General features: G+C 72.1%; 22 protein-coding genes. 14 read left to right on the top strand and 8 right to left on the bottom strand.

All coding sequences use genetic code 11. From position 1 onward, the window contains the following. Nucleotides 1-26: 26 nt before the first annotated feature. A complete protein-coding gene (locus ACIBQX_RS05360; RefSeq protein WP_397000833.1) occupies nucleotides 27-1304 on the bottom strand; it encodes an RNA-guided endonuclease InsQ/TnpB family protein in 1278 nt (425 codons plus the stop codon). Between the two features lie 435 nt (nucleotides 1305-1739). Here ACIBQX_RS05360 and ACIBQX_RS05355 point away from each other — a divergent pair, with 435 nt between their 5' ends. Beyond that, complete coding sequence (locus ACIBQX_RS05355; protein WP_397000831.1) at nucleotides 1740-2576, top strand: chorismate mutase; 837 nt, start codon at nucleotides 1740-1742, stop codon at nucleotides 2574-2576. Here ACIBQX_RS05355 and ACIBQX_RS05350 read toward each other — a convergent pair. Further along, complete coding sequence (locus tag ACIBQX_RS05350; RefSeq protein ID WP_397000829.1) at nucleotides 2530-3714, bottom strand: SGNH/GDSL hydrolase family protein; 1185 nt, start codon at nucleotides 3712-3714, stop codon at nucleotides 2530-2532. The genes ACIBQX_RS05355 and ACIBQX_RS05350 overlap by 47 nt on opposite strands. Nucleotides 3715-3768: 54 nt before the next feature. Further along, complete coding sequence (locus tag ACIBQX_RS05345) at nucleotides 3769-5157, bottom strand: amino acid permease (protein WP_397000827.1); 1389 nt, start codon at nucleotides 5155-5157, stop codon at nucleotides 3769-3771. 211 nt (nucleotides 5158-5368) lie between these two features. On the opposite strand from ACIBQX_RS05345, the gene ACIBQX_RS05340 reads away from it, so the two are divergent. Further along, nucleotides 5369-6739, top strand: a complete 1371-nt coding sequence (locus ACIBQX_RS05340; protein ID WP_397000825.1) for an amidase — start codon at nucleotides 5369-5371, stop codon at nucleotides 6737-6739. Here ACIBQX_RS05340 and ACIBQX_RS05335 read toward each other — a convergent pair. Continuing rightward, nucleotides 6736-7302, bottom strand: coding sequence for a hypothetical protein (locus ACIBQX_RS05335; RefSeq protein ID WP_397000823.1), 567 nt, complete (start codon nucleotides 7300-7302; stop codon nucleotides 6736-6738). The two genes, ACIBQX_RS05340 and ACIBQX_RS05335, sit on opposite strands and share 4 nt — an antisense overlap. Before the next feature lie 63 nt (nucleotides 7303-7365). On the opposite strand from ACIBQX_RS05335, the gene murA reads away from it, so the two are divergent. Beyond that, nucleotides 7366-8676 (top strand): UDP-N-acetylglucosamine 1-carboxyvinyltransferase, encoded by a 1311-nt coding sequence (gene murA / locus ACIBQX_RS05330; protein WP_397000821.1) that lies wholly within the window; start codon nucleotides 7366-7368, stop codon nucleotides 8674-8676. A gap of 52 nt (nucleotides 8677-8728) precedes the next feature. Next, nucleotides 8729-11155, top strand: coding sequence for a transglycosylase domain-containing protein (locus tag ACIBQX_RS05325; RefSeq protein WP_397000819.1), 2427 nt, complete (start codon nucleotides 8729-8731; stop codon nucleotides 11153-11155). Nucleotides 11156-11231: 76 nt separating this feature from the next. Here the strand turns inward: ACIBQX_RS05325 and ybaK are convergent, their stop codons facing one another. After that, nucleotides 11232-11726: a Cys-tRNA(Pro) deacylase gene (ybaK, locus tag ACIBQX_RS05320; protein ID WP_397000817.1), complete on the bottom strand. Its 495-nt coding sequence runs from the start codon at nucleotides 11724-11726 to the stop codon at nucleotides 11232-11234. A gap of 20 nt (nucleotides 11727-11746) precedes the next feature. Next, nucleotides 11747-12481 (bottom strand): AraC family transcriptional regulator, encoded by a 735-nt coding sequence (locus ACIBQX_RS05315; RefSeq protein WP_397000815.1) that lies wholly within the window; start codon nucleotides 12479-12481, stop codon nucleotides 11747-11749. Between the two features lie 53 nt (nucleotides 12482-12534). Between ACIBQX_RS05315 and ACIBQX_RS05310 the strand changes: the two genes are divergently transcribed. Further along, nucleotides 12535-13695, top strand: coding sequence for an MFS transporter (locus ACIBQX_RS05310; protein WP_397000813.1), 1161 nt, complete (start codon nucleotides 12535-12537; stop codon nucleotides 13693-13695). A 37-nt stretch (nucleotides 13696-13732) separates the two neighbouring features. Here ACIBQX_RS05310 and ligD read toward each other — a convergent pair whose 3' ends face one another. Together ligD and ACIBQX_RS05300 are read right to left on the bottom strand one after the other, a co-directional pair. After that, entirely contained in the window at nucleotides 13733-14761 is a 1029-nt protein-coding gene (gene ligD, locus ACIBQX_RS05305; protein ID WP_397000812.1) for a non-homologous end-joining DNA ligase, read from the bottom strand. A 31-nt stretch (nucleotides 14762-14792) separates the two neighbouring features. Beyond that, complete coding sequence (locus ACIBQX_RS05300; protein ID WP_397000810.1) at nucleotides 14793-14993, bottom strand: hypothetical protein; 201 nt, start codon at nucleotides 14991-14993, stop codon at nucleotides 14793-14795. Between the two features lie 159 nt (nucleotides 14994-15152). Here ACIBQX_RS05300 and hisD point away from each other — a divergent pair, with 159 nt between their 5' ends. The 9 genes from hisD to hisF are packed head-to-tail and all read left to right on the top strand — an operon-like array spanning nucleotide 15153 to nucleotide 21123. Then, nucleotides 15153-16460, top strand: a complete 1308-nt coding sequence (hisD, locus tag ACIBQX_RS05295; RefSeq protein WP_397000808.1) for a histidinol dehydrogenase — start codon at nucleotides 15153-15155, stop codon at nucleotides 16458-16460. Continuing rightward, entirely contained in the window at nucleotides 16457-17527 is a 1071-nt protein-coding gene (locus ACIBQX_RS05290; protein WP_397000806.1) for a histidinol-phosphate transaminase, read from the top strand. Before hisD ends, ACIBQX_RS05290 begins: the two co-directional genes overlap by 4 nt. Beyond that, nucleotides 17524-18117 (top strand): imidazoleglycerol-phosphate dehydratase HisB, encoded by a 594-nt coding sequence (gene hisB, locus ACIBQX_RS05285; protein ID WP_397000804.1) that lies wholly within the window; start codon nucleotides 17524-17526, stop codon nucleotides 18115-18117. The genes ACIBQX_RS05290 and hisB overlap by 4 nt, the downstream gene beginning before the upstream one ends. Next, nucleotides 18114-18269 (top strand): hypothetical protein, encoded by a 156-nt coding sequence (locus ACIBQX_RS05280; protein WP_397000802.1) that lies wholly within the window; start codon nucleotides 18114-18116, stop codon nucleotides 18267-18269. Before hisB ends, ACIBQX_RS05280 begins: the two co-directional genes overlap by 4 nt. Then, the gene (gene hisH, locus ACIBQX_RS05275; RefSeq protein WP_397000800.1) at nucleotides 18263-18898 is read left to right on the top strand and encodes an imidazole glycerol phosphate synthase subunit HisH; all 636 of its coding nucleotides are present in this window, start codon (nucleotides 18263-18265) and stop codon (nucleotides 18896-18898) included. The genes ACIBQX_RS05280 and hisH overlap by 7 nt, the downstream gene beginning before the upstream one ends. 22 nt (nucleotides 18899-18920) lie before the next feature. Continuing rightward, a complete protein-coding gene (locus ACIBQX_RS05270) occupies nucleotides 18921-19220 on the top strand; it encodes a hypothetical protein (protein ID WP_397000798.1) in 300 nt (99 codons plus the stop codon). Beyond that, complete coding sequence (priA, locus tag ACIBQX_RS05265; RefSeq protein ID WP_397000796.1) at nucleotides 19220-19942, top strand: bifunctional 1-(5-phosphoribosyl)-5-((5-phosphoribosylamino)methylideneamino)imidazole-4-carboxamide isomerase/phosphoribosylanthranilate isomerase PriA; 723 nt, start codon at nucleotides 19220-19222, stop codon at nucleotides 19940-19942. Before ACIBQX_RS05270 ends, priA begins: the two co-directional genes overlap by 1 nt. A gap of 48 nt (nucleotides 19943-19990) precedes the next feature. Then, a complete protein-coding gene (locus ACIBQX_RS05260) occupies nucleotides 19991-20365 on the top strand; it encodes a RidA family protein (protein WP_397000794.1) in 375 nt (124 codons plus the stop codon). Continuing rightward, nucleotides 20362-21123, top strand: a complete 762-nt coding sequence (gene hisF / locus ACIBQX_RS05255) for an imidazole glycerol phosphate synthase subunit HisF (RefSeq protein ID WP_397000792.1) — start codon at nucleotides 20362-20364, stop codon at nucleotides 21121-21123. Before ACIBQX_RS05260 ends, hisF begins: the two co-directional genes overlap by 4 nt. Nucleotides 21124-21127: the final 4 nt, after the last annotated feature.

Genomic DNA, 21127 nt, shown 5'->3' with positions numbered 1-21127 from the left:
TCGCGGCGGGGTGTTTACTGCTGCTTCTACGCCGCTTGCGCGGTGGAGGTTTCGGGCGGGGCCAGGTTCGGGATCGCCTTGCCTGGTCTTACCTGCCCTTCACAGTCGTTTCGGGTGTCCGCCAGCCCGGCGGCCACGTCGTGCACCGACCTCACGTCGTTCAGGTCGTTCTGGGTCTTCAGGCGGATGCCCTCGGCCAGGATGTTGAGTGCTGCGGCGATGTCCCGGTCATGGTGCTCGCCGCAGGAGGGGCAGTCCCAGGTGCGGACGTCCAGGGCGAGTTTCCCGATCTTGTGGCCGCAGCAGGGGCACAGTTGGGAGGAGGGGTACCAGCGGTCGATGGTGATGAACTCGCGGCCGTAGCGGGCGGCCTTGCCTTCCAGCAGGCGCAGGAAGGCGCCCCAGGAGGCGTCGTTGACGCTCTTGGCCAGCCGGCCCCGCGCCAGCCCCCGCACGACCAGACCCTCGACCGCCACCGCTTGGTTCTCGCGGACGATCGTGGTGCTGGTCTGGTGCAGGAAGTCCCGGCGGGCGTCGCCGACCTTCGCATGCTGACGGGCGAGCCTGATACGGGCCTTGGTGCGGTTGGCGCTGCCCTTCCGCTTACGTGACAGGGCACGCTGGAGTTTCTTCAGTTTGCGCTCTCGGCGGCGCAGCCACTTGGGGTTGGCGATCTTCTCGCCGTCGGAGGTGACCGCGTAGTGGGTCAGCCCGAGATCGATCCCCGTCTCCGCATCACAGCGGGGGAGCGTCTGGCCGTCGTCGGGCACCTCAACGACGAAGGAGGCGAAGTAGCGGCCCGCCGCGTCTTTGACGACCGTCACGCTGGACGGCGCTGCGGGGAGTTCGCGCGACCACCGCACCTCGATCTCACCGATCTTCGCCAGATACAACGCATCCCCGGCACCGCCGGGGCGGAGCCTGAACGCGGTGGTGGTGAACCGGGCCGACTGGCGGTGATCACGTCGCGACTTGAACACCGGCAGGCCCATCTTCGGGCCTTTGCGCTTGCCCGACACCGAGTCGAAGAAGTTCTTGTACGCCACGTCCAGGTCCCGCAACGACTGCTGCAACGGCACCGGGGAGACCTGTGCGAGCCACTCCCGCTCAGGAGTCCGCTTGGCGGCAGTGATGCACATCTTCTGCAACTCCGGGCCGCTGATCCGCGCTCGATCGTTCTTCCACGCGGCCTTGCGCCGGGCCAGCGCGTCGTTCCACACCGCCCGGACACACCCGAACAACCGAGCCAGAGACGCCTGCTGGGGCGCGTCCGGATCCAACCGATAGTTGTAGCGCAGCTTCACCGAACACCACCCCTCTTCATGACTACGCAACGCAATAACTAACAGTGTGCAATGGTTCGCATACATTCTGCGAACTCGAACATATTAACGGCTGCTCCATGGGCACGCCAGACGAATGCCGACGCGGCATACATCGACCGACAACGCCGACCAACGTGACCGTCCGTGGTTCGCGCCACGCGCTCCTGGCTGCCCCGACTACCGGCGGGAAGGCCCTGCCAGGGACCGCACATCCATCCCTCGAAGGCCGGGACTTTCTGCGGACCTTTGGTAAAGTGCAGACATGACTTGTCGCTACGTGTTTACCGAGCCGGCTCCGGGAGGGCCGGTCGTCAGCTAGCGACCACCTGGAGTCGGCAAAGGCAGAGACGCCGCGTCTCTGCCTTTTTGGTTTTTCCGCCGGCTCAAGGGGAGCCGGCCGAGTGGGGAGCCGAGATGTCATCGACCTTGGAACGGCATGTGGTCGCGCTGGGCGCGCAGCGCGTGGGCGGCGGGCCCGCCGTGGTGATCGGCGATCGGGTGAGCCTGCGCGAGCAGCGCGGCGACGCCCGCGAGCTGTTGCCCGAGGGGGTCGCGCTGGCCGAGCCGGCCGGCGTGGACGACCTGCCCGTGATCGCGGCGCGGGCGCGTGGCGTGGTGATCGGGGCGGCGTGGACGCGGGACATCCCGCTGGTGCGCGCGGTGGCCGCGCTGGGGCTGCCGGTGGTGGTGGAGCGCCGCCACGGCGCGGCGCTGGCGGAGTGGCTCGGCGTGGTGGACTACTGCGTCGCGGAGGGCAACGATCAGGTGATCCTCTGCGAGCGTTCGGATCTGGGCCTGCTGCGGGCCGCGCGGGCCGCGTCCGGCCGCCCCGCCCTCGCCGACGTGTCCGGAAATATCGGTCTTTGTACGGCTGCGGTGGCGGCTGGGGCGGACGGGCTCATCGTGGACGGCACCCCGGCGGGCCGTCAGGAGGCGGAGGAGGCCGTGACCCTCGTCGGCGCCCTGCTCCGCCCCGAGGCCCCGGCCACGCTGCCCGAGTGCAGGCAGGCCATCGACCGCGTCGACGCCGCCCTGGCGACCCTGCTGGAGCGCAGGGCCGAGCTGGCCGGCATCGTGCAGCGGCTCAAGCCCGTCGGCGGCTTCGCGGGCCGCGACCACGCCCGCGAGCGCGATCTGGTGGCCCGGATGGCCCAGCGCGCCCCCGGACTGGGCCAGGAGCGCCTGGCGCCGATCATGAACGCGGTCATCGAAGCGGGCCTGCACCTGGCAGAGGAGCGCGCGACTGGCTGACGACGGCCGTCGTGAGCCGGAAGTCGTTCATGGGGCGGCCCGGTCCGGCGGCGATCTGCCGGTTGACGAGCTCGGCGAAGCGGCGGTAGCCGTCGGCCGTCGGGTGGAAGCTGCGCGGCTCGACGGTGAACTCGCCGAGGTTCACCATCAGCCCGTTCACGTACGGCCGCGGGCTGCCCACCTCGTGGCCGTCGAACGCCTCGTGGGCGTCCACGTACTCCACACTGCCCGGAGCGCCGAAGGCGACGATCTGTCTTTCGAACTCGCCCGCCACCGTGGCCACCACGTCGTTGAGCCGCCGGGTCATGGCGTTGATCCAGCGCTGGTCGGCGGCGCTGAGGTTGCTGACGGAGCCGGACGGGCCGGCGGGGAACGGCCGGGGGTAGCCGAGCACGATGACGCGCGCCCGCGGCGCCCGGCTCCTGATCTCCCGCAGCACCTCGCGCAGGCTGGGACGCAACCGCTCCAGGCGGCGCGTCACCTCGGCCTCCTGGTCCACGCAGGCCGAGGACCAGGGCAGCTTGGCGATGCAGGCGGTCAGCACCGGGACGAACCCGGCGTCGTTGCCGCCGATGCTCACCGTCACCAGGCTCGTCGTCGCGTCCACCCGGCTGATCTGGGGGCGCTGGCCGTACTGACCGCGCAGGATCTGGCGGGTGGTGGCGCCGCTGCAGGCCCAGAAGCCGGTGCCGCCGCCGAAGCGGTGCGCGCCCGCGACCAGCGGGACGTAGGAGCCCTCGGCGCGGTGGCAGCGGTCGGCGCCGCCGTTCAGCGGCGCGCCGCCGGCGACGTAGACGCCCTCGCCCGAGGAGTAGGAGTCGCCGAGCGCCACGTAGCCGCCTGAGAGCGCGACCTGCGCCGGCGTCAGGCGGGTCAGCCGGGGGAGCGCGGGCGGCTCCTCGCCGCCCTCACAGACCTCGCCGAGCACGGCGCAGCCCAGCCAGGCCGGGAGCCCGAGCGGTAACGCCGCCAGGGCCAGCGTCACGCCGAGCCCCGCCGCGACGACCATCCCGGCCACCCCGGTCATCCTGGTCGCCGCGGCCCTTCTGATCACTCCGGCCAGGTCGGCGATTCCGGCGATCCCGCGCGCCGCTCGCGTCTTCTCGTCCAGCGCGATCTCCCCCGGGTCGTCGGCCATCGCCTTCGAGAGTAGATCCGCGCGGCCCGGGACGCCGCGCGACCGGCGCGTCGTTCACTCGGCGGGATTGACCGCCGGGCTCGCCGTCGCCGCGGCGGCCGCCGCGGCCGCGCGCCTGCGGCTGAGCACCAGCCAGCCGAGCGCGATCGCCCCGATCAGGACGGGGACGAGGAAGAAGGCGACCCGCTGGTCGGCGTCGGCGAACGGCATCAGCAGCACCACCAGCGCCAGGAAGGCCAGCGTCAGCCAGTTCGTGTACGGCGTGCCCGGCATCGGGAACGACGAGCGGTGCCCCGACTTCCGCAGCCGCAGCTGGCAGTAGACCAGCGTCCCCCAGGTGGTGACCACGCCGAGCGAGGCGACGGCGGTGGCGATGTTGAAGGCCCGCTCGGGCAGGAAGTAGAACAGCGCCACACCGCCGAGGAACATGGCGGCGGTGAACACGATCCCGCCGATCGGCACGTGCCGGGCGCTGAGCGTCCCGGTGAAGCGCGGCGCCTCCCGGTTGCGGGCCATCGACCGCAGGATGCGCCCGGTGGCGTACAGGCCCGAGTTGCACGACGACAGCGCGGCGGTGATCACCACGAGGTTCATCGCGTCGGCCGCCCACGGCACGCCCAGGCCGGCGAAGACCGTGACGAACGGCGAGGTGCCGGCCTCGTACGCGGTCCACGGCAGCACCATCGCCAGCAGCACCACCGAGCCCACGTAGAAGATCGCGATGCGCCACACCACGCCGTTGATCGCCTTCGGCATGATCTCGTGCGGCCGGGCGGTCTCGCCCGCGGTGATCCCGACGAGCTCGATGGAGGCGTAGGCGAACACCACCGACTGCAGGCTCATCAGCACCAGCGGGAACCCGGTGGGGAAGAACCCGCCGTGGGAGACGAGGTTGTGCGGCCCGGCCTGGCCCACCGACGCGACCACCAGGACCAGCCCGACCACCAGGAACGTGACGATGGCCAGCACCTTGAGCATCGCGAACCAGAACTCCAGCTCGCCGAAGAGCTTCACCGACAGCAGGTTCACCACCAGCACGAAGCCCAGCGCGATCAGCGCCGTCACCCACTGGGGGAAGGCGGGCGCCCAATAATGGACGTACAGGGCGATCGCGGTCAGCTCGGCGATGCCGGTGAAGGCCCAGTTGATCCAGTACATCCAGCCGCTGGCGAAGGCCGCCCACGGCCCGACGAACTCGCCCGCGTACTCGACGAAGGAGCCCGAGGCGGGGCGGTAGAGGACCAGCTCGCCGAGGGCCCGCATGACGAAGAACGCGGCGATCCCGGCGGCGGCGTACGACAGCACGAGCGCCGGGCCCGTGGCGGCGAGCCGGCCGCCGGCGCCGAGGAACAGGCCCACCCCGATCGCCCCGCCGATGGCGATCATCTGGACCTGCCGGTTGCCCAGAGCCTTGCTGTAGCCCTCGTCCGTCTCCGCGCGCACGCAGTGTCTCCTTCGTCACAGTGGGTGACGTCGACGATATCGGGGGGAGCGGCGCGGGCAGCTCCGGCACGCCGTCGCATCCGGCGCCCGAAGTGTCGGCCGGGACCACTAGAGTCGAAGCGCACACCGGATCGGATCGGAGGCGCCGCTCCATGTCGTCCAGCGACTCCTCGCCGTCGTGGCGGGGGAGCGAGTGGGGCGGGGTCGCGGCATGACCGAGCTGCACTACCTCACCGCCTCCGAGCTGGCGCGCCTGATCAGGGCACGGCAGGTCAGCGCCGTGGAGGTGCTCCAGGCCCACCTCGACCGGGTCGAGCGGGTCAACCCCCGGGTCAACGCGATCGTGACGCTGGCGGCCGAGCGGGCGATGGCCGCGGCCGTGGCCGCCGACGCGCGGGAGCCGGTGGGGCCGCTGCACGGGGTGCCGGTGGCGCACAAGGACCTGGTGGACACGGCCGGGATCCGCACCACGTACGGCTCGCCGCTCTTCTCCGGAAACATCCCGGACAAGGATGACGTGATCGTGCGGCGGCTGCGGCAGGCCGGGGCGATCAGCGTGGGCAAGACCAACACGCCCGAGTTCGGCACCGGGTCGCACACGGTCAACGAGGTGTTCGGGGTGACCCGCAACCCGTACGACCTGTCGAAGTCCGCCGGGGGGAGCAGCGGCGGCGCGGCGGCGGCGCTGGCCTGCGGGATGGTGCCGCTGGCCGACGGCTCCGACATGGGCGGCTCGCTGCGCAACCCGGCCTCGTTCTGCAATGTGGTGGGGTTGCGGCCGACGCCGGGGCGGGTGCCGAGCCCGTCGGAGACCGCCGCCTGGTACACCTTGTCGGTGCAGGGGCCGATGGCCAGGACGGTCGAGGATCTGACGCTGATGATGTCGGTGATCTCCGGATTCGACCCGCGCTCCCCGTACTCCATCATGGAGAGGTTCGCCGCCGAGCCCGAGGAGGGCGTGGCGGGGCTGCGCGTCGCGTGGAGTCCCGACCTGGGCGGGCTGCCGGTGGACGCCGCGACCGCGGCGGTCACCGCGACCGCGCCGGGCGTTTTCGAGCGGCTCGGCGCGCACGTCGAGCAGGTCGAGCTCGACCTGTCGGACGCCGAGGACGCCTTCCGCACCTACCGCGCCTGGTTCTACGCGCTGTCCTACGGCGAGCTGGAGGGGCTGGGCGCCAACACCGCCTGGAACGTCGAGCGGGGCCGCCAGGTCACCGGCGCCGACCTGGCCCGCGCCGAGCGCGCGCGCAGCGGCCTCTACCAGCGGATGGCCGCCTTCTTCGACCGCTACGACGTGCTCATCGCGCCGGTCAGCCAGGTGCCGCCGTTCCCCGTCGAGGACCCGTACGTCCGCGAGATCAACGGCGTCCCGCTCCCTGACTACCTGACGTGGATGCGCTCGGCCTACTGGATCAGCGTCCTGCACGCGCCGGCGGCGTCGGTCCCGGCCGGGTTCACGCCGTCGGGGCTGCCGGTCGGGGTGCAGATCGTCGGACGTCCCTTCGCCGACGCCCGCGTGCTGCGCGTGGCGCGCGCGTTCGAGCGCGCCACGGGGTTCGGCGAGCGCCGCCCGCCGCTCTAGTCGCCGCGCGGCGGTGGCTCACCGATCCGGTACGGGTCCGCCGCGGGCGTTCGCGGGCCGATCCCGTACGGAGTGCGCAGCGGCGACTCACGATAGCCGTGCATGCCTTCGAGCAGCCCGAACAGGCCGACGGCGAGCAGCGGCCAGGACACCAGGACACCGTCGGCCGTCAGCGCGAGCGGCCCGGCGACGAGTGTGACGCCGGGCGCGGCCGACGCCTCCACCGCGACCACGCCGAGGGTGAACGTGGTGCCCGTCCAGAGCGTGACGAACGAGGCGAGCACGCCGCCGCCGCACAGGCCGAGCAGCACGGCGAGCTGCCGACGGCGGCTCAGGAACCAGCCCAGCGCGCCGCAGGCCAGGCCGAGCCCGCCGGTGATGGTGGCGAACCAGCCGTCGGCGGCGATGAGCGTCTGCGTCGCGGGATCGGCGAGCACCGAGGCCTGGTCGGTGATCCGGTAGGGCGGCCGGGGAGACAGGGCGGACCAGACCAGCCCGGCGGGGACTCCCAGGGCGGCGAGTGTGAGGACGGTGACCGCGAAAGCGCGAATTTGCCTCGCCACGCCACTCCCCTTCACATCGGCGTCCGAACCAGATCGATGGTATCTCCCGGTTAGGCTCACTTCGTGATTGAAGAGAAGCTCTGGCACATCGAACCCTCTGGCCCGCTGCGAGGCGACGTCGTCGTGCGCGGCTCCAAGAACGGCGTGTCCAAGCACATGGTGGCCGCCATGCTGGGCAGCGGCGAGAGCACTATCCATAACGCCCCCGAGGTGGGCGAGGTGGGCATCACCGCGGACATGCTCACCGCCCTGGGCATCAACGTGGAGATCGGCCGTACGGAGATCCGCATCGAGCCGGGCCCCGAGATCAGGCCGCGCGTGCCCGACGCGTTCACCGGGCTCAACCGCATCCCGATCCTCATGCTGGGCCCCCTGCTGCACCTGGCGGGGGAGGCGTTCGTGCCGCTGGTGGGCGGCGACCCGATCGGGCGGCGGCCGGTCAACTTCCACGTCGAGGCGCTGCGGGCGATGGGCGCCGAGGTGGAGGTGGGCGACACCGGCATCTTCGCCAAGGCCAAGCGGCTCAACGGCACCCGGCTGGAGTTGCCGTACCCGAGCGTGGGCGCGACCGAGACGATCCTGATGTCGGCCGTGCTGGCCGAGGGCAAGACCGTGGTGAAGAACGCCGCGATGGAGCCCGAGGTGGTGGAGCTCGCGCTGTTCCTGCAGCGGATGGGCGCCAGGATCGAGCTGTCGCCCGACCGCAGGATCGTGATCGAGGGCGTCGAGCGCTTGCGCGGCGCCTCCACCTGGCTGGCCGGCGACCGCATCGAGGCGTTCTCCTACCTGGTCGCGGGCCTGATCACCGGCGGCGAGGTGCGGGTGCACGGGTGCCCGCAGGACCGCCTGGTGACCGCGATCACCACGCTGGCCAGGATGGGCGCCCAGTTCGCCATCAACGACGAGTACCTGTGCGCCACCGCCCCGCCCGAGGGGCTGCGCGCCGCGGCCGTGCAGACCGACACCCACCCCGGGTTCATGACCGACTGGCAGACGCCGCTCATGGTGCTGTTCACGCAGAGCCAGGGCATGTCGGTGCTGCACGAGACCGTCTTCGAGAACCGCCTGGTGTACGTGCCCGCGCTGAAGAGCATGGGCTGCGAGATCGAGGTCTTCGACCAGTGCCTCGGCGGCCCGGCCTGCCGCTACCACGACACCAACGCCAGGCATTCGGCGGTGGTGCGGGGCGTCTCCCAGCTCAGGGGCGCCGACGTGACGCTGCCCGACATCAGGGCCGGCTTCTCCGCCGTGCTGGCCGCCGCGGTGGCCGACGGGCCGTCCACGCTGCGCGGGGTGCACCACATCGAACGCGGCTACCACCAGCCGTTCGAGCAGTTCGAGTCCCTTGGTCTGAACATCCGCCGAGGACGGTAAAGAATCAACAGCCGGGCGTTTCCCGCTGATCTTCTGGAAGCAGATCATCTGCGTGACTGTGCTCAAATCCATCACCCGGCTCGGGGTGGCGGGGGCGCTCAGCGGGGTGCTGGTGGCGGCGATGGCCGCCCCCGTGGTCAGCGGGGCCGGACTCGCCACGAAGAATGTCGCGACCACCTTCCTCGACCTGCCGCCGGCGCCCCGCGAGGAACCTCTTGCGCAGGTCACCCGGCTGGTGGACATCCACGGCCGGACCTTCGCCCAGTTCTACGAGGCGAACCGGACGGCGGTGCCGCTGGCCAAGGTCGCGCCGGTGATGCGCAAAGCGATCGTGGCCATCGAGGACGCCCGCTTCTACGAGCACGGCGGGCTCGACGTGATCGGCACGCTCCGGGCACTGCTCACCAACACCCAGGCGGGCGGCATCAGGCAGGGCGGCTCCTCGCTCACCCAGCAGTTGGTGAAGAACATCCTGGTGGAGAGCTCACGCACCGACGCCGAGCGGGACCGGGCCCGCGCGCCCAACCTCGCCCGCAAGATCAGCGAACTGCGGCTCGCGCTGGCGCTGGAGAAGAAGTACCGCAAGGACGAGATCCTGGAGAAATATCTGAACATCGCCTACTTCGGCGCCGGGGCGCACGGCATCGAGGCGGCGGCCAGGCGCTTCTTCTCCACCACGGCCGCCGACCTGACTTTGACCCAGGCGGCCACGCTCGCGGGCGCCGTACGGACTCCGTACTCGACCGACCCCTCGCTCGGCGACGCCCACCGGGCGAAGCTGAAGACGCGGCGCGACCTCGTGCTCGACCGGATGGCCGGGCTGAACCTGATCACCCAGCGGGAGGCCGCGGACGCCAAGCGGAGCAAGCTCGCCATCAGGCTGCGCCCCGAGCCCGGCGGCTGCGCGCAGAGCGACCATCCGTACTTCTGCCTGTACGTGCACCGCGAGCTGATGACGAACGAGGCGTTCGGCAGCACGGCGACGGCGCGGCGGTCGCGGATGGCCAGCGGCGGGCTGGTGATCAGGACCAGCCTGGACCCGGTGGCGCAGCGGGCGGCGGAGCGGGCGATCCGGCAGCGGGTCGCGCCCGCGGACACCGAGGTGGCCGCCGAGGCCATGGTGGAGCCGGGCACGGGCTGGGTCAGGGCGATGGCGGCGAGCAAGAGGTTCGGCCGCAACCCGGGCGACCACAAGAACGGCCCCAGGACCACCTTCAACCTCGTCGCCGACGTACGGCACGGCGGCGGCCAGGGACTCCAGGCCGGGTCCACGTTCAAGGTGTTCACCCTGGCCACGGCGCTGAAGCAGGGCTGGAAGTTCGGCGACGGCTTCGACACGCCGGGGGTGCTGGAGCCTTCGGAGGGCTACCGCGACTGTGCGGGCCGGCCCGTCAACGCGCCGGGGACGAGCATCCACAACGCCAGCGGCGAGGGCAAGGGCGGGCCGTACAGCATCGAGACCGGCACCTGGCAGTCGGTCAACATCTTCTACATGATGCTGGAGCGCAAGGTCGGCCTGTGCAACGTGGTCAGGACGGCCCGGCAGCTCGGCGTCAGGAGGGCCGACGGCACGCCGCTGCGCGAGGTGCCCACGTTCACGCTGGGCGTGAACGAGATGGACCCGCTGACGGTGGCGGCGTCCTTCGCGACGTTCCCGGCCCGGGGCAGGTACTGCCGGCCGCTCGCGATCGTGGAGATCGTCGGCAGGGACGGCGGGCGCACCCCCGTGTCACCCGCCTGCGACCAGGTCATCGACCGGCAGGTCGCCGACGCGGTCAACCACGTCCTGAAGGGCGTCTTCGACAAGGGCACCATGCGGGGGCAGGGGCTCGGTCGGCCGGCGGCGGGCAAGACGGGCACCAACAACGGCTACACCTCGGCCTGGTTCGCCGGTTACACGCCGCACCTGGCCGCGGCGGTCAGCGTCGGCGACATCCGCGGCTCCTACAAGCATCCGCTGACGGGGGTGCAGATCGGCGACCAGTACTACGGCTCCGTGCAGGGGGCGTCGCTGCCGGGGCCGATCTGGGTGGACTCGATGAGCGACGCGCTGCGCGACACGGAACCGAAGGGTTTCCCCGGGCCGGACATGTCACGCTTCGGCGGCGGGCACACGCCGGGGCTGGAGGAGGCCGAGGAGCGCGAGGCACGCGAGGACCGGGGCCGCCGCCGCGGGGGGCACAGGGCGCACTCCAGGCGGCACGGCGGGCTGTTCGAGTGGCTGCTGGGACGTCCGGACCGCGGTCGTGGCGAGCCGCGCGCCCGCCGGGCACGGCCGGACGCCGATCATCCGCGAGGCGAGCACCCACGACGCCCGCGTCACGACCGCCCACGGGCCTCCCGTGAGCATCCGAGGACGGCCCGGGAGCATCCACAGGCGCGACGTGAGCGGCCACAGGCCAGGCAGCGGCTTCCGCGCGTGCGACGCGACCACGGACGCGAACCCGCGCACGGCAGGCGCGACCGCCACCACAGGTGAGCCCGCCCGAAGCGGGCCGTCGAGCCCACGCCGGCCAGGCCGGGCGGTCGAGCACGGTCTCCGTGAGTCCGGCCGGTCAGGCGGGTTTGCCGATGGGGGCGGTCACGGCTTCGGTGAGGCGGATGAGGTCGGCGGGGGCGGTCTCGATCTGCAGGCCCCGCTTGCCCGCCGAGAAGAAGATCGTGCCGAACTCCAGCGCCGACGCGTCCACCACGGTCGGCAGCCGCTTGCGCTGCCCGAGCGGGCTGATCCCGCCCACGACGTAGCCGGTGACCCGCTCGACCTTGGCGGCGTCCGCCATGGCGGCCCGCTTGCCGCCGAGCGCCGCCGCGAGCGCCTTGAGGTCGAGCTTGCCCGACACCGGCACGACGGCCACCGCGAGCCCGCTCTCCAGCTCCGCCACCAGGGTCTTGAAGATCCGCTCGTACGGCAGGCCGAGCGCGTCGGCGGCCTCCTCGCCGTAGGCCTGCGCGGCGGGGTCGTGCTCGTAGGGGTGCAGCGTGAACTCCGCCCCGGCCTGGGTCAGCGCCGCGGTCGCGGGGGTGCCGCCGCCCTTGGTCTTCTTGCTCACAGCACTCCAGTGTAGCGAATCTACAATGTAAAGGCGCGGCCTGGGGTGTACCCGAGCGCCCGCCGGAACACGTCGATGAAGGCGCTGGCGGAGGCCCAGCCACAGCGGTGCGCGACGGCCGTCACGCTCATCCCGTCGGCCAGGAGCAGCAGCGCGCGCTGGAGCCGGAGCTGCGTGCGCCACTGCGGGAACGTCATCCCGAGCTCGGCACGGCAGAGCCGGGCGAGCGTGCGGCCGCTGGTGCCGGCCTGGGCGGCGAGCTGGGCCAGGGTGCGGCCGTCGGCCGGATCGTCGCCCAGCATCGCGCAGACGGCCGCCAGCCGTGGATCCCGGGCGGTCGGCAGGTGGAACGGCCGCTCGGGGGAGCGGCGCAGCCGGTCGAGCAGGACGGCGAGCAGCCGGTCCCGCTCCGCGCCGTCGCCCGGGTCCGCCGTGTAGGCGATGATCAGCTCGCGCAGCAGCGGCTCGACCGCGAGCACGGCGGGCCTGGCCAGCCCGAGCGGGTCGCCGGTCAGGCCCACCAGGCGCAGGTCGGTGCTGCCGTGGGCGCGGTGCTCGTGCACGGTGCCGGCCGGTATCCAGATGGCCCGGTTCGCCGGGGCCACCCACGTCCCGGCGTCGGTGGTGACCGACAGCACGCCGCGGCAGGCGTACACGATCTGGTGGGTGTCGTGCCGGTGGGCGCCGATGCCGCCGCCGGGCGCCAGCGGGCGCCTGCCGGTGGGCGCCTGCGACAGATGGCGAATTTCCAGCATGGATTGGCATTTTATCGGAAGCATGCCAGGGCGCCGCGGGCCACCATCGGAACGTGAAGTCGAACAGGATCACGCTTCTCGCGGCCGGGCACGCCTGCGTCGACGTCTACCAGGGGGCGGTGCCGGCGCTGGTGCCGTTCCTCGTGGCCGGGCGCGGCTACGGGTACGTGGCCGCCTCGGGCGTCGTGCTGGCCGCCACGCTGCTGTCGTCGGTCGTCCAGCCCGTCTTCGGCGCGCTGACCGACCGGTGGCGGATGCCCTGGCTCATCCCGGTCAGCATGACCACGGCGGGGCTCGGGGTGGCGCTCAGCGGCGTGGCGGGCTCGTACGCGCTGACCTGGCTGGCCGTGGCGCTGTCCGGGCTCGGCGTGGCCGCCTATCATCCGGAGGCGGCTCGCCTGGCCAGGATCGCCAGCCAGGGCAGTCACGTGCGGATGAGCTGGTTCTCGCTCGGCGGGACGCTGGGGTTCGCCTCCGCGCCGATCGTCGTCACGCCGCTGCTGTCGGCCGGCGGGCTGGGCGCGTCCCCGTACCTGGTGATCCCCGCCGTGGCGGGCGCGCTGCTGACGCTCACCGTCCTCCGCTCCGTGACCGGGCCGGCGCGGGCGGGCCGCGCGGCGCCGCCCGCCGGCCGTGACGACTGGCCGTCGTTCGTCCGCCTGTCGCTGGTGATCGTCTTCCGGTCGGTGGTGTACGTCGGGCTCAGCACGTTCGTGGCCCTCTACCTCGGGGGCGGGGCGGCGGGGGCGGTGGCGCTGTTCGTGCTGTTCGCCGGGGGCGCCGTGGGCACGGTGCTGGGCGGCAGGCTCGCCGCCCGCTGGGGCCGGGTGCGCACGATGCGGCTGGCGTACGCGGCCGCCGTGCCGGCCGTGGCGGGGGTGGTGCCGGCGCCGGGAATCGGGGCGTACGTCTTCATCGCGGCGGCGTCGATCACGCTCTACGCGCCGTTCTCGCTGCATGTGACGCTGGGGCAGGACTTCCTGCCGCGCCGGGTGGGCACGGCGGGCGGCGTCACGCTGGGGCTGGCGGTGAGCGTGGGCGGGCTGGCCAGCCCGCTGGTGGGGATGGTGGCCGAGGCGGTGTCGCTGCGGGTGGCGCTGGCGTGCCTGGTGCCGTTCCCGGTGCTGGCCTGGCTGCTCGCCCGCACCCTGACCGAGCCGTCCCAGACGGACGCCACCGGGCCGGTCGCCCCACCGGCGGGCCGGAAGGGGTGACGCCCGGCCCCCGTGCCCGGCCCGGCCGTTCGGTCGTTCAGCCGACGGCGGATGCGTCGCCGGGCCCCTCGCCGCCGGTCGCGCGCACCTCGCGGGGGTCGCGGTCGGGGCGGAGTCCGCGCCAGGAGGGGTGGCGCAACCTGTTGTCCCCGGTCACCTCGGCGAACTGCACCTCGCCCACCATCACCGGCTCCACCCACTGCGCGTCGCGGGCGAACTCGCGCGGCACCGGCTCGTCGAAGGGCGGGTCGGGCCGTCGCAGTGGGGCCAGCCGCTGGTGCAGGTCACGGAGCATCGCCTGGGTGAACCCGGTGCCCACATGCCCCACGTAGAGCAGCCGTCCGCCGTCGTCGTACGAGCCGAGCAGCAGGGAGCCGATCGTCCCGGAGCGCCGCCCGCCCCCGGGCTTCCAGCCCCCGATGACCACCTCGACGGCCCTGACGTTCTTCACCTTGGTCCACTCGGAGGTGCGCTTGCCCGGCCTGTAGGGGGAGGTCAGCCGCTTGCACACGACCCCCTCCAGCCCGAGCCGCCGGGAGAAGCCGAAGGCGTCCTCGGCGTGGTCGCGGAACCACACGGGCACCTGCCACCGGAATCCGGGCACGAAGGTGGCCTCCAGCAGCTCACGCCGCTCGGTGTAGGGCAGCGCGATCGTGCTCCCGCCGGCCCCGCCGTCTTCCAGGTGCAGGATGTCGAAGGCCATGAAGGTCACCGGCACGGTCTTGGCCAGCTCGGCGACGCTGAGCGGGTTGCGCTGGTGCATGCGCGGCTGGAGGGCGCCGAAGCTGGGGCGCCCGGCCTCGTCGAAGGCCACGATCTCCCCGTCGACGACGGCCGGGCGGCGGCCGGTGGCCCCCGCCATGAGCTGCAGCTCGGGGTAGCCGGCGGTGATGTCCTTGCCGTTGCGTGACATGAGGCGTACGGCGCCGTCGGAGAGGTAGGCGAGGGCGCGGACGCCGTCCCACTTCATCTCGACGGCCCACTCGTCCTCGTCCGTGGACGGCAGGGAGCCGAGCTGGGCCAGCATCGGCGCGTAGGTCGGCAGCGACGCCATGCACGCTGCCATACCCCTCCTCGCGCGGTCGCAGTGCGGCTGGTCACGTCAAATGTTCGGCGTCCCGGGGCTGTTCCACGAGTTGCGCGAGGTCGACGCCGTGCCGGCCGAGCTCGGCGACCGAGGCGCAGTAGCCCTGCAGGTAGACGTGCCCGTTGACCAGGTGCGAGACGCGCAGCGTCGGCCGGTCGTCAAGCATGATCGCTTCCACCAGGATGCCGTTCGGGCCGCGCCAGACTCCCATGTGCAAAGAGTACGGGAACGGACATAAAAGACAAGAGCCTACAAAGCTCCCGTCAAAAATCTGGCGCGGGACACGCCCGAAGCCGGGACGATACGCCACGCCGTTGTCCGGATGGTGGACGGAACGGGATTCACGGGTTGGACTCCGTAAACTATGAGGGTGATTTCCCGTATCGACATGCGAGGTTCCCTCCCTGCGGACCTGCGCGACGTGCTGCCCCGCGCCGAGCTCGACGTAGAGGCCGCCCTGGAGAAGGTGCGGCCCATCTGCGAGGCCGTGCGCCATCGCGGGGCGGCAGCCGTACGGGAGCTGACCGCCGAGCTGGACGGCGTCGAGATCGAGAGCGCCCGGGTGCCGCGTGCGGCGATCGCCAGGGCGCTGGCGGAGCTGCGGCCCGAGGTGCGGGCGGCGCTCGAGGAGTCGATCAGGCGGGCCAGGCTGGTCCACCGCGACCAGCGGCGTGCCGACGTCACCACGCAGGTGGTGCCCGGCGGCACCGTGACCGAGCGGTGGGTGCCGGTCGACCGGGTGGGGCTCTACGTCCCCGGCGGCCGCGCCGTCTACCCCTCCAGCGTGGTGATGAACGTGGTGCCCGCCCAGGAGGCCGGGGTGCCCTCGCTGGCCGTTAGCAGTCCGGCCCAGAAGGATCACGGCGGGCTGCCGCACCCGGCGATCCTCGCCGCGTGCGCGCTGCTGGGCGTCGACGAGGTCTACTCCGTCGGCGGCGCCCAGGCCGTGGCCATGTTCGCCTACGGCACCGAGGAGTGCGAGCCCGTGACCATGGTCACCGGGCCCGGCAACATCTATGTGGCGGCGGCCAAGCGGCTGCTCAAGGGCCGCATCGGCATCGACAGCGAGGCCGGCCCGACGGAGATCGCCATCCTCGCCGACCACACCGCCGACCCGGTCCACGTGGCCGCCGACCTGATCAGCCAGGCCGAGCACGACGTGATCGCGGCGGCCGTGCTCGTCACCGACAGCGTCGAGCTGGCCGAGGCCGTCGAGAAGGAGCTGCCCGGCCAGGTGTCGGCGACCCGGCACTCCGAGCGGATCGCCGAGGCTCTCGGCGGACGGCAGTCGGCCGTCGTCCTCGTCGACGGCGTCGAGGAGGGCATCCAGGTGGTCGACGCCTACGCCGCCGAGCACCTGGAGATCCACACCGAGGACGCCGCCGCGGTGGCGGCCCGGATCCGCAACGCCGGCGCGATCTTCGTCGGCCCCTACGCGCCCGTCTCGCTCGGCGACTATCTCGCCGGGTCCAACCACGTGCTGCCCACCGGCGGCTGCGCCTGCCACTCCAGCGGCCTGTCGGTGCAGTCGTTCCTGCGCGGCATCCACGTCGTCGACTACACCCGCGAGGCCCTGGCCGGGGCCGCGGCGCACGTGTCCGTCCTGGCCGACGCCGAAGACCTTCCCGCTCACGGTGCGGCCGTCCGCGCCCGCTTCGACTGGCAGGTGCCCTCGTGAACCTCGACGACCTGCCCATCCGCGACGACCTGCGGGGCAAGAGGCCGTACGGCGCGCCGCAGATCGACGTCCCGGTCCGGCTCAACACCAACGAGAACCCCTACCCGCCCTCCCCGGAGCTGGTCGGCGACCTGGCCGAGGAGATCCGGCGCACCGCGGGCGACCTCAACCGCTACCCCGACATGGACGCCGGCGCGCTGCGCGCCGACCTGGCCTCCTACCTGGGGCACGGCCTGGTCGCCGAGCAGGTGTGGGCCGCCAACGGCTCCAACGAGGTCCTCCAGCAGATCCTCCAGGCCTTCGGCGGCCACGGCCGCACGGCGCTGGGGTTCGAGCCTTCCTACTCGATGCACCCGATCATCACCACCGGCACCAACACCGAGTGGATCCAGGCGGTCCGGGAGGAGGACTTCTCGCTCGACCCCGGCAAGGCCGTCGCGGCGATCGGGGAGCACCGTCCCGACATCGTCTTCCTGGCCTCGCCCAACAACCCGACCGGCACCGCGCAGCCGCTGTCGACGATCGAGGCCGTCCTCGACGTCGCCCCAGGGATGGTCGTGGTGGACGAGGCCTACGCCGAGTTCGCCCGGCAGGGCACGCCGTCGGCGCTCACCCTGCTGCCGCGCCACCCGCGCCTGATCGTCACGCGGACGATGTCCAAGGCGTTCGCCATGGCCGGCACCAGGCTGGGCTATCTGGCCGCGCACCCGGCCGTGGTGCAGGCGCTGTTGCTGGTGCGCCTGCCGTACCATCTGTCGACGCTCACCCAGACGGCGGCGCGCGTGGCGCTGCGGCACCGCGCGGAGCTGCTCGGCACGGTCGACGCGCTGCGCCGGGAGCGCGACGACACGGTCCGGTGGCTGCGCGACAAGGGGTTGACGGTCGCCGACTCCGACGCGAACTTCGTACTGTTCGGGCGGTTTCCCGACCGGCGCGCGGTGTGGGAGGGGCTGCTGGCGAGGGGCGTGCTCATCCGCGAGGTCGGGCCGCCACAATGGCTTCGGGTGTCGATCGGCACCGGCGAGGAGATGGCGGCCTTCCGTGCCGCCCTGGAGGGGATTCTGTGAGTCGCGTAGGTCGCGTCGAGCGTACGACGAAGGAGACGTCCGTCCTGGTCGAGGTGAACCTCGACGGCACCGGGCTGGTGGAGGTGTCCACCGGGGTGGGCTTCTTCGATCACATGCTGGCGCAGCTCGGCAAGCACGGGTTGTTCGACCTGACGGTCAAGACCGAGGGCGACCTGCACATCGACTCTCACCACACGATCGAGGACACCGCGCTGGCGCTGGGTGCGGCGTTCCGTGAGGCGCTGGGCGACAAGTCGGGCATCAGGCGGTTCGGTAACGCGTCCTGCCCGCTGGACGAGTCGCTCGCCGAGGTGACCGTCGACCTGTCGGGCCGCCCCTACCTCGTGCACACCGAGCCCGAGGGTATGGCGCCGATGATCGGCCCCGACTACGACACGACGATGACCCGGCACGTCCTGGAGTCGATCGTCGCCCAGGCGGCGATCTGCCTGCACGTGCGGGTGCCCTACGGCCGTAATGCCCACCACATCGTGGAGGCCCAGTTCAAGGCGCTGGCCAGGGCGCTGCGGGCGGCCTCCGAGCTCGACCCGCGGGCGACGGGAGTGCCGAGCACCAAGGGAGTCCTATGACCGAGAACGTGATCGCGATCGCGCTGCTCTTCGTCGGGCTGTTCCTCATCGGCGGCGTGATCTCGCTGGCCAAGCAAGGGCTCAAGATCGGCGCGGCGCTCTGTGGCGTCGGCGCGGTGATGGCGGTAACGGCGGGGGTGCTGTGGTGGTGAAGAACATCGTGGTGCTGGACTACGGCTCCGGCAACCTGCGCTCGGCCGAGCGCGCCCTGGCCAGGGCAGGCGCCGAGGTGACCGTCACGGCCGACTTCGACGCGGCCCTCGACTGCGACGGGCTGGTCGTGCCCGGCGTCGGCGCGTTCGCGGCGTGCATGGCCGGCCTCAAGGGCGTCCGCGGCGACCAGATCATCGGCCGCCGGCTGGCCGGTGGCCGGCCGGTGCTGGGCATCTGCGTCGGCATGCAGATCTTGTTCGCCCGAGGCGTCGAGCACGGTGTGGAGACCGAGGGCTGCGGCGAATGGCCCGGCACGGTCGAGCGGCTCGAGGCGCCGGTGCTGCCGCACATGGGCTGGAACACCGTCAAGGCGCCGGAGGGCAGCGTGCTGTTCGCCGGGATGGACCCCGCCACCCGCTTCTACTTCGTGCACTCCTACGGCGTGCGCGAGTGGGAGCTGCGGCCCGGCGACGGTTTCGCCGAGCCGGTGGTGACCTGGGCCGAGCACGGCGTGCCGTTCGTGGCCGCCGCCGAGAACGGCCCGCTCATGGCGACCCAGTTCCACCCGGAGAAGTCCGGTGACGCCGGGGCCGCGCTGCTGGAAAACTGGCTCGGCACCGTTGAGTAAGGAGCGGGCGCACCGTCGCGCCGTGCGCGAGGCGGAGCGCGCGCTGGCCATCCGGCGCAACGCGGAGCGTCAGGCGCGCAGGGCACGCCGCCGTGCGGTGATCCTGCGCCTGACCCCGCGCCCGGTGCGCCTGGCCCGGCAGGGCGGGCTGATCGCCCGCCGTCAGCGTGCCCAGAACGCGGTCGTCGCGCTGGCCTTCGTGATCGTCCAGGTGCTCGCCTGGTTCATCTGGGGGTCGGCGCTGCTGAGCTTCGGCGTGCTGATCTTCTCCCTGCTGCTGGTTCCTGTTCTCGTGACTCTCGCTTTCGACCGGAGGACCTGATGTCGCTCGTATTGCTCCCCGCCGTGGACGTGGCGGACGGCCAGGCCGTGCGCCTGGTGCAGGGTGAGGCCGGGACCGAGACCGGCTTCGGTGAGCCGCTCGCCGCCGCGCTGGCCTGGCAGGAGGCCGGAGCGGAGTGGATCCACCTGGTCGACCTGGACGCCGCCTTCGGCCGTGGCTCCAACCGCGAGCTGATCACCGAGATGATCGGCAAACTGGACGTGAACGTCGAGCTGTCGGGCGGCATCCGCGACGACGCCTCCCTGGCCGCCGCGCTGGCCACCGGCTGCCGCCGGGTCAACATCGGCACGGCCGCGCTGGAGAACCCCGCCTGGTGCCGCGAGATCATCGCCGAGCACGGTGACCGGATCGCGGTCGGCCTGGACGTGCGCGGCACGACGCTGGCGGCGCGCGGCTGGACCGAGGAGGGCGGCGACCTGTGGGAGGTGCTGGACCGGCTGGAGGCGGACGGCTGCCCCCGCTACGTCGTCACCGACGTCACCAAGGACGGCACCCTGCGCGGCCCCAACCTGGACCTCCTGCGGCAGGTGTGCGCCCGCACCGACAAGCCCGTCGTGGCCAGTGGCGGAGTCTCCTCCCTCGATGACTTGATCGCACTGTCTTGTCTCGTTCCAGACGGCGTGGAAGGCGCCATCGTGGGCAAAGCCCTGTACGCCCGGAATTTCACGCTGGAGAGCGCGCTGGCCACAGTGAGCGCTTAAGAGTCGGGAGGGGGCGTGATGGGCAGTACAAGCATGGAAAGCACCGGAATGAGGGTGTTTTCGGGCGGAATCTGGGAGGAAAAGTACGGATACTCCCGTGCGGTGGTCGTGGGCGAGCGGGTCATCGTGTCCGGTTGCACGGCGACCGTCGACGGTGAGGTCCGCCACCCGGAGGACGCCTACCGGCAGAGCCTGACGGCCATCGAGATCGCCCTGGAGGCCGTCGCCAAGGGCGGCCTGACCCGGGACGACGTGGTCATGGTCCGCTACTACGTCGTCGAGCAACGGCACTTCGACCTGGTCGGCCGGGCCATCGCCGAGGTGTTCGGCGAGGTGCGGCCCGCCTGCACCGGAGTGCGGGTGGCCGGGCTGGTTGACCCGAAGATGCTGGTCGAGATCGAGATCGAGGCGATGCGCGCATGACCGTGGCCGTCAGGGTGATCCCCTGCCTGGACGTCGACGCCGGACGCGTCGTCAAAGGGGTCAACTTCGCGAACCTGCGTGACGCGGGCGACCCGGTCGAGCTGGCCAGGCGCTATGACGAGGAGGGGGCCGACGAGCTCACCTTCCTCGACATCACCGCGTCGTCGGGCGAGCGCGAGACCATGCTCGACGTGGTGCGCCGGACGGCGGAGCAGGTCTTCATCCCGCTCACCGTGGGCGGCGGCGTCCGCTCGGTGGACGACGTGAACCGGCTGCTGCGCGCCGGCGCCGACAAGGTGTCGTTCAACACGGCGGCCATCGCCAGGCCCGAGCTGCTCACCGAGGCGTCGCGGCGCTTCGGGGCCCAGTGCGTGGTGCTGTCGGTGGACGCGCGCAGGGCGCCGGGCACGCCGAGCGGGTTCGAGGTGACCACACACGGCGGTCGCCGCGGCACCGGCATCGACGCCGTAATGTGGGCCGCCCGTGGCGAGGAGCTGGGGGTGGGCGAGATCCTGCTCAACTCCATGGACGGTGACGGCACGCTCAACGGCTACGACCTGGAGATGCTGCGCGCGGTCAGGGCGGCCGTACGCGTGCCGGTGATCGCGAGCGGCGGGGCGGGCCGCCTGGAGGACTTCGCGCCCGCCGTGGCGGCAGGCGCCGACGCCGTGCTGGCGGCGAGCGTCTTCCACTTCGGGACGTTGAAGATCCCGGAGGTGAAGCGGACCCTGGCGCTGGCGGGCCACCCGGTCCGCTAGCGGC

The organism is Nonomuraea sp. NPDC049714 (assembly GCF_044465295.1).
Classification (GTDB): Bacteria; Actinomycetota; Actinomycetes; order Streptosporangiales; family Streptosporangiaceae; genus Nonomuraea.
This window is presented reverse-complemented; position numbering and strand designations above follow the sequence as displayed.

Coding starts and splice junctions, on each gene's coding strand:
- ACIBQX_RS05355 (WP_397000831.1), top strand. CDS start 1,740: ATGTCATCGACCTTGGAACGGCATGTGGTCGCGCTGGGCGCGCAGCGC.
- ACIBQX_RS05350 (WP_397000829.1), bottom strand. CDS start 3,714: ATGGCCGACGACCCGGGGGAGATCGCGCTGGACGAGAAGACGCGAGCG.
- ACIBQX_RS05340 (WP_397000825.1), top strand. CDS start 5,369: ATGACCGAGCTGCACTACCTCACCGCCTCCGAGCTGGCGCGCCTGATC.
- ACIBQX_RS05315 (WP_397000815.1), bottom strand. CDS start 12,481: ATGCTGGAAATTCGCCATCTGTCGCAGGCGCCCACCGGCAGGCGCCCG.
- ligD (WP_397000812.1), bottom strand. CDS start 14,761: ATGGCAGCGTGCATGGCGTCGCTGCCGACCTACGCGCCGATGCTGGCC.
- ACIBQX_RS05300 (WP_397000810.1), bottom strand. CDS start 14,993: ATGGGAGTCTGGCGCGGCCCGAACGGCATCCTGGTGGAAGCGATCATG.
- ACIBQX_RS05280 (WP_397000802.1), top strand. CDS start 18,114: ATGACCGAGAACGTGATCGCGATCGCGCTGCTCTTCGTCGGGCTGTTC.
- priA (WP_397000796.1), top strand. CDS start 19,220: ATGTCGCTCGTATTGCTCCCCGCCGTGGACGTGGCGGACGGCCAGGCC.
- ACIBQX_RS05260 (WP_397000794.1), top strand. CDS start 19,991: ATGAGGGTGTTTTCGGGCGGAATCTGGGAGGAAAAGTACGGATACTCC.
- hisF (WP_397000792.1), top strand. CDS start 20,362: ATGACCGTGGCCGTCAGGGTGATCCCCTGCCTGGACGTCGACGCCGGA.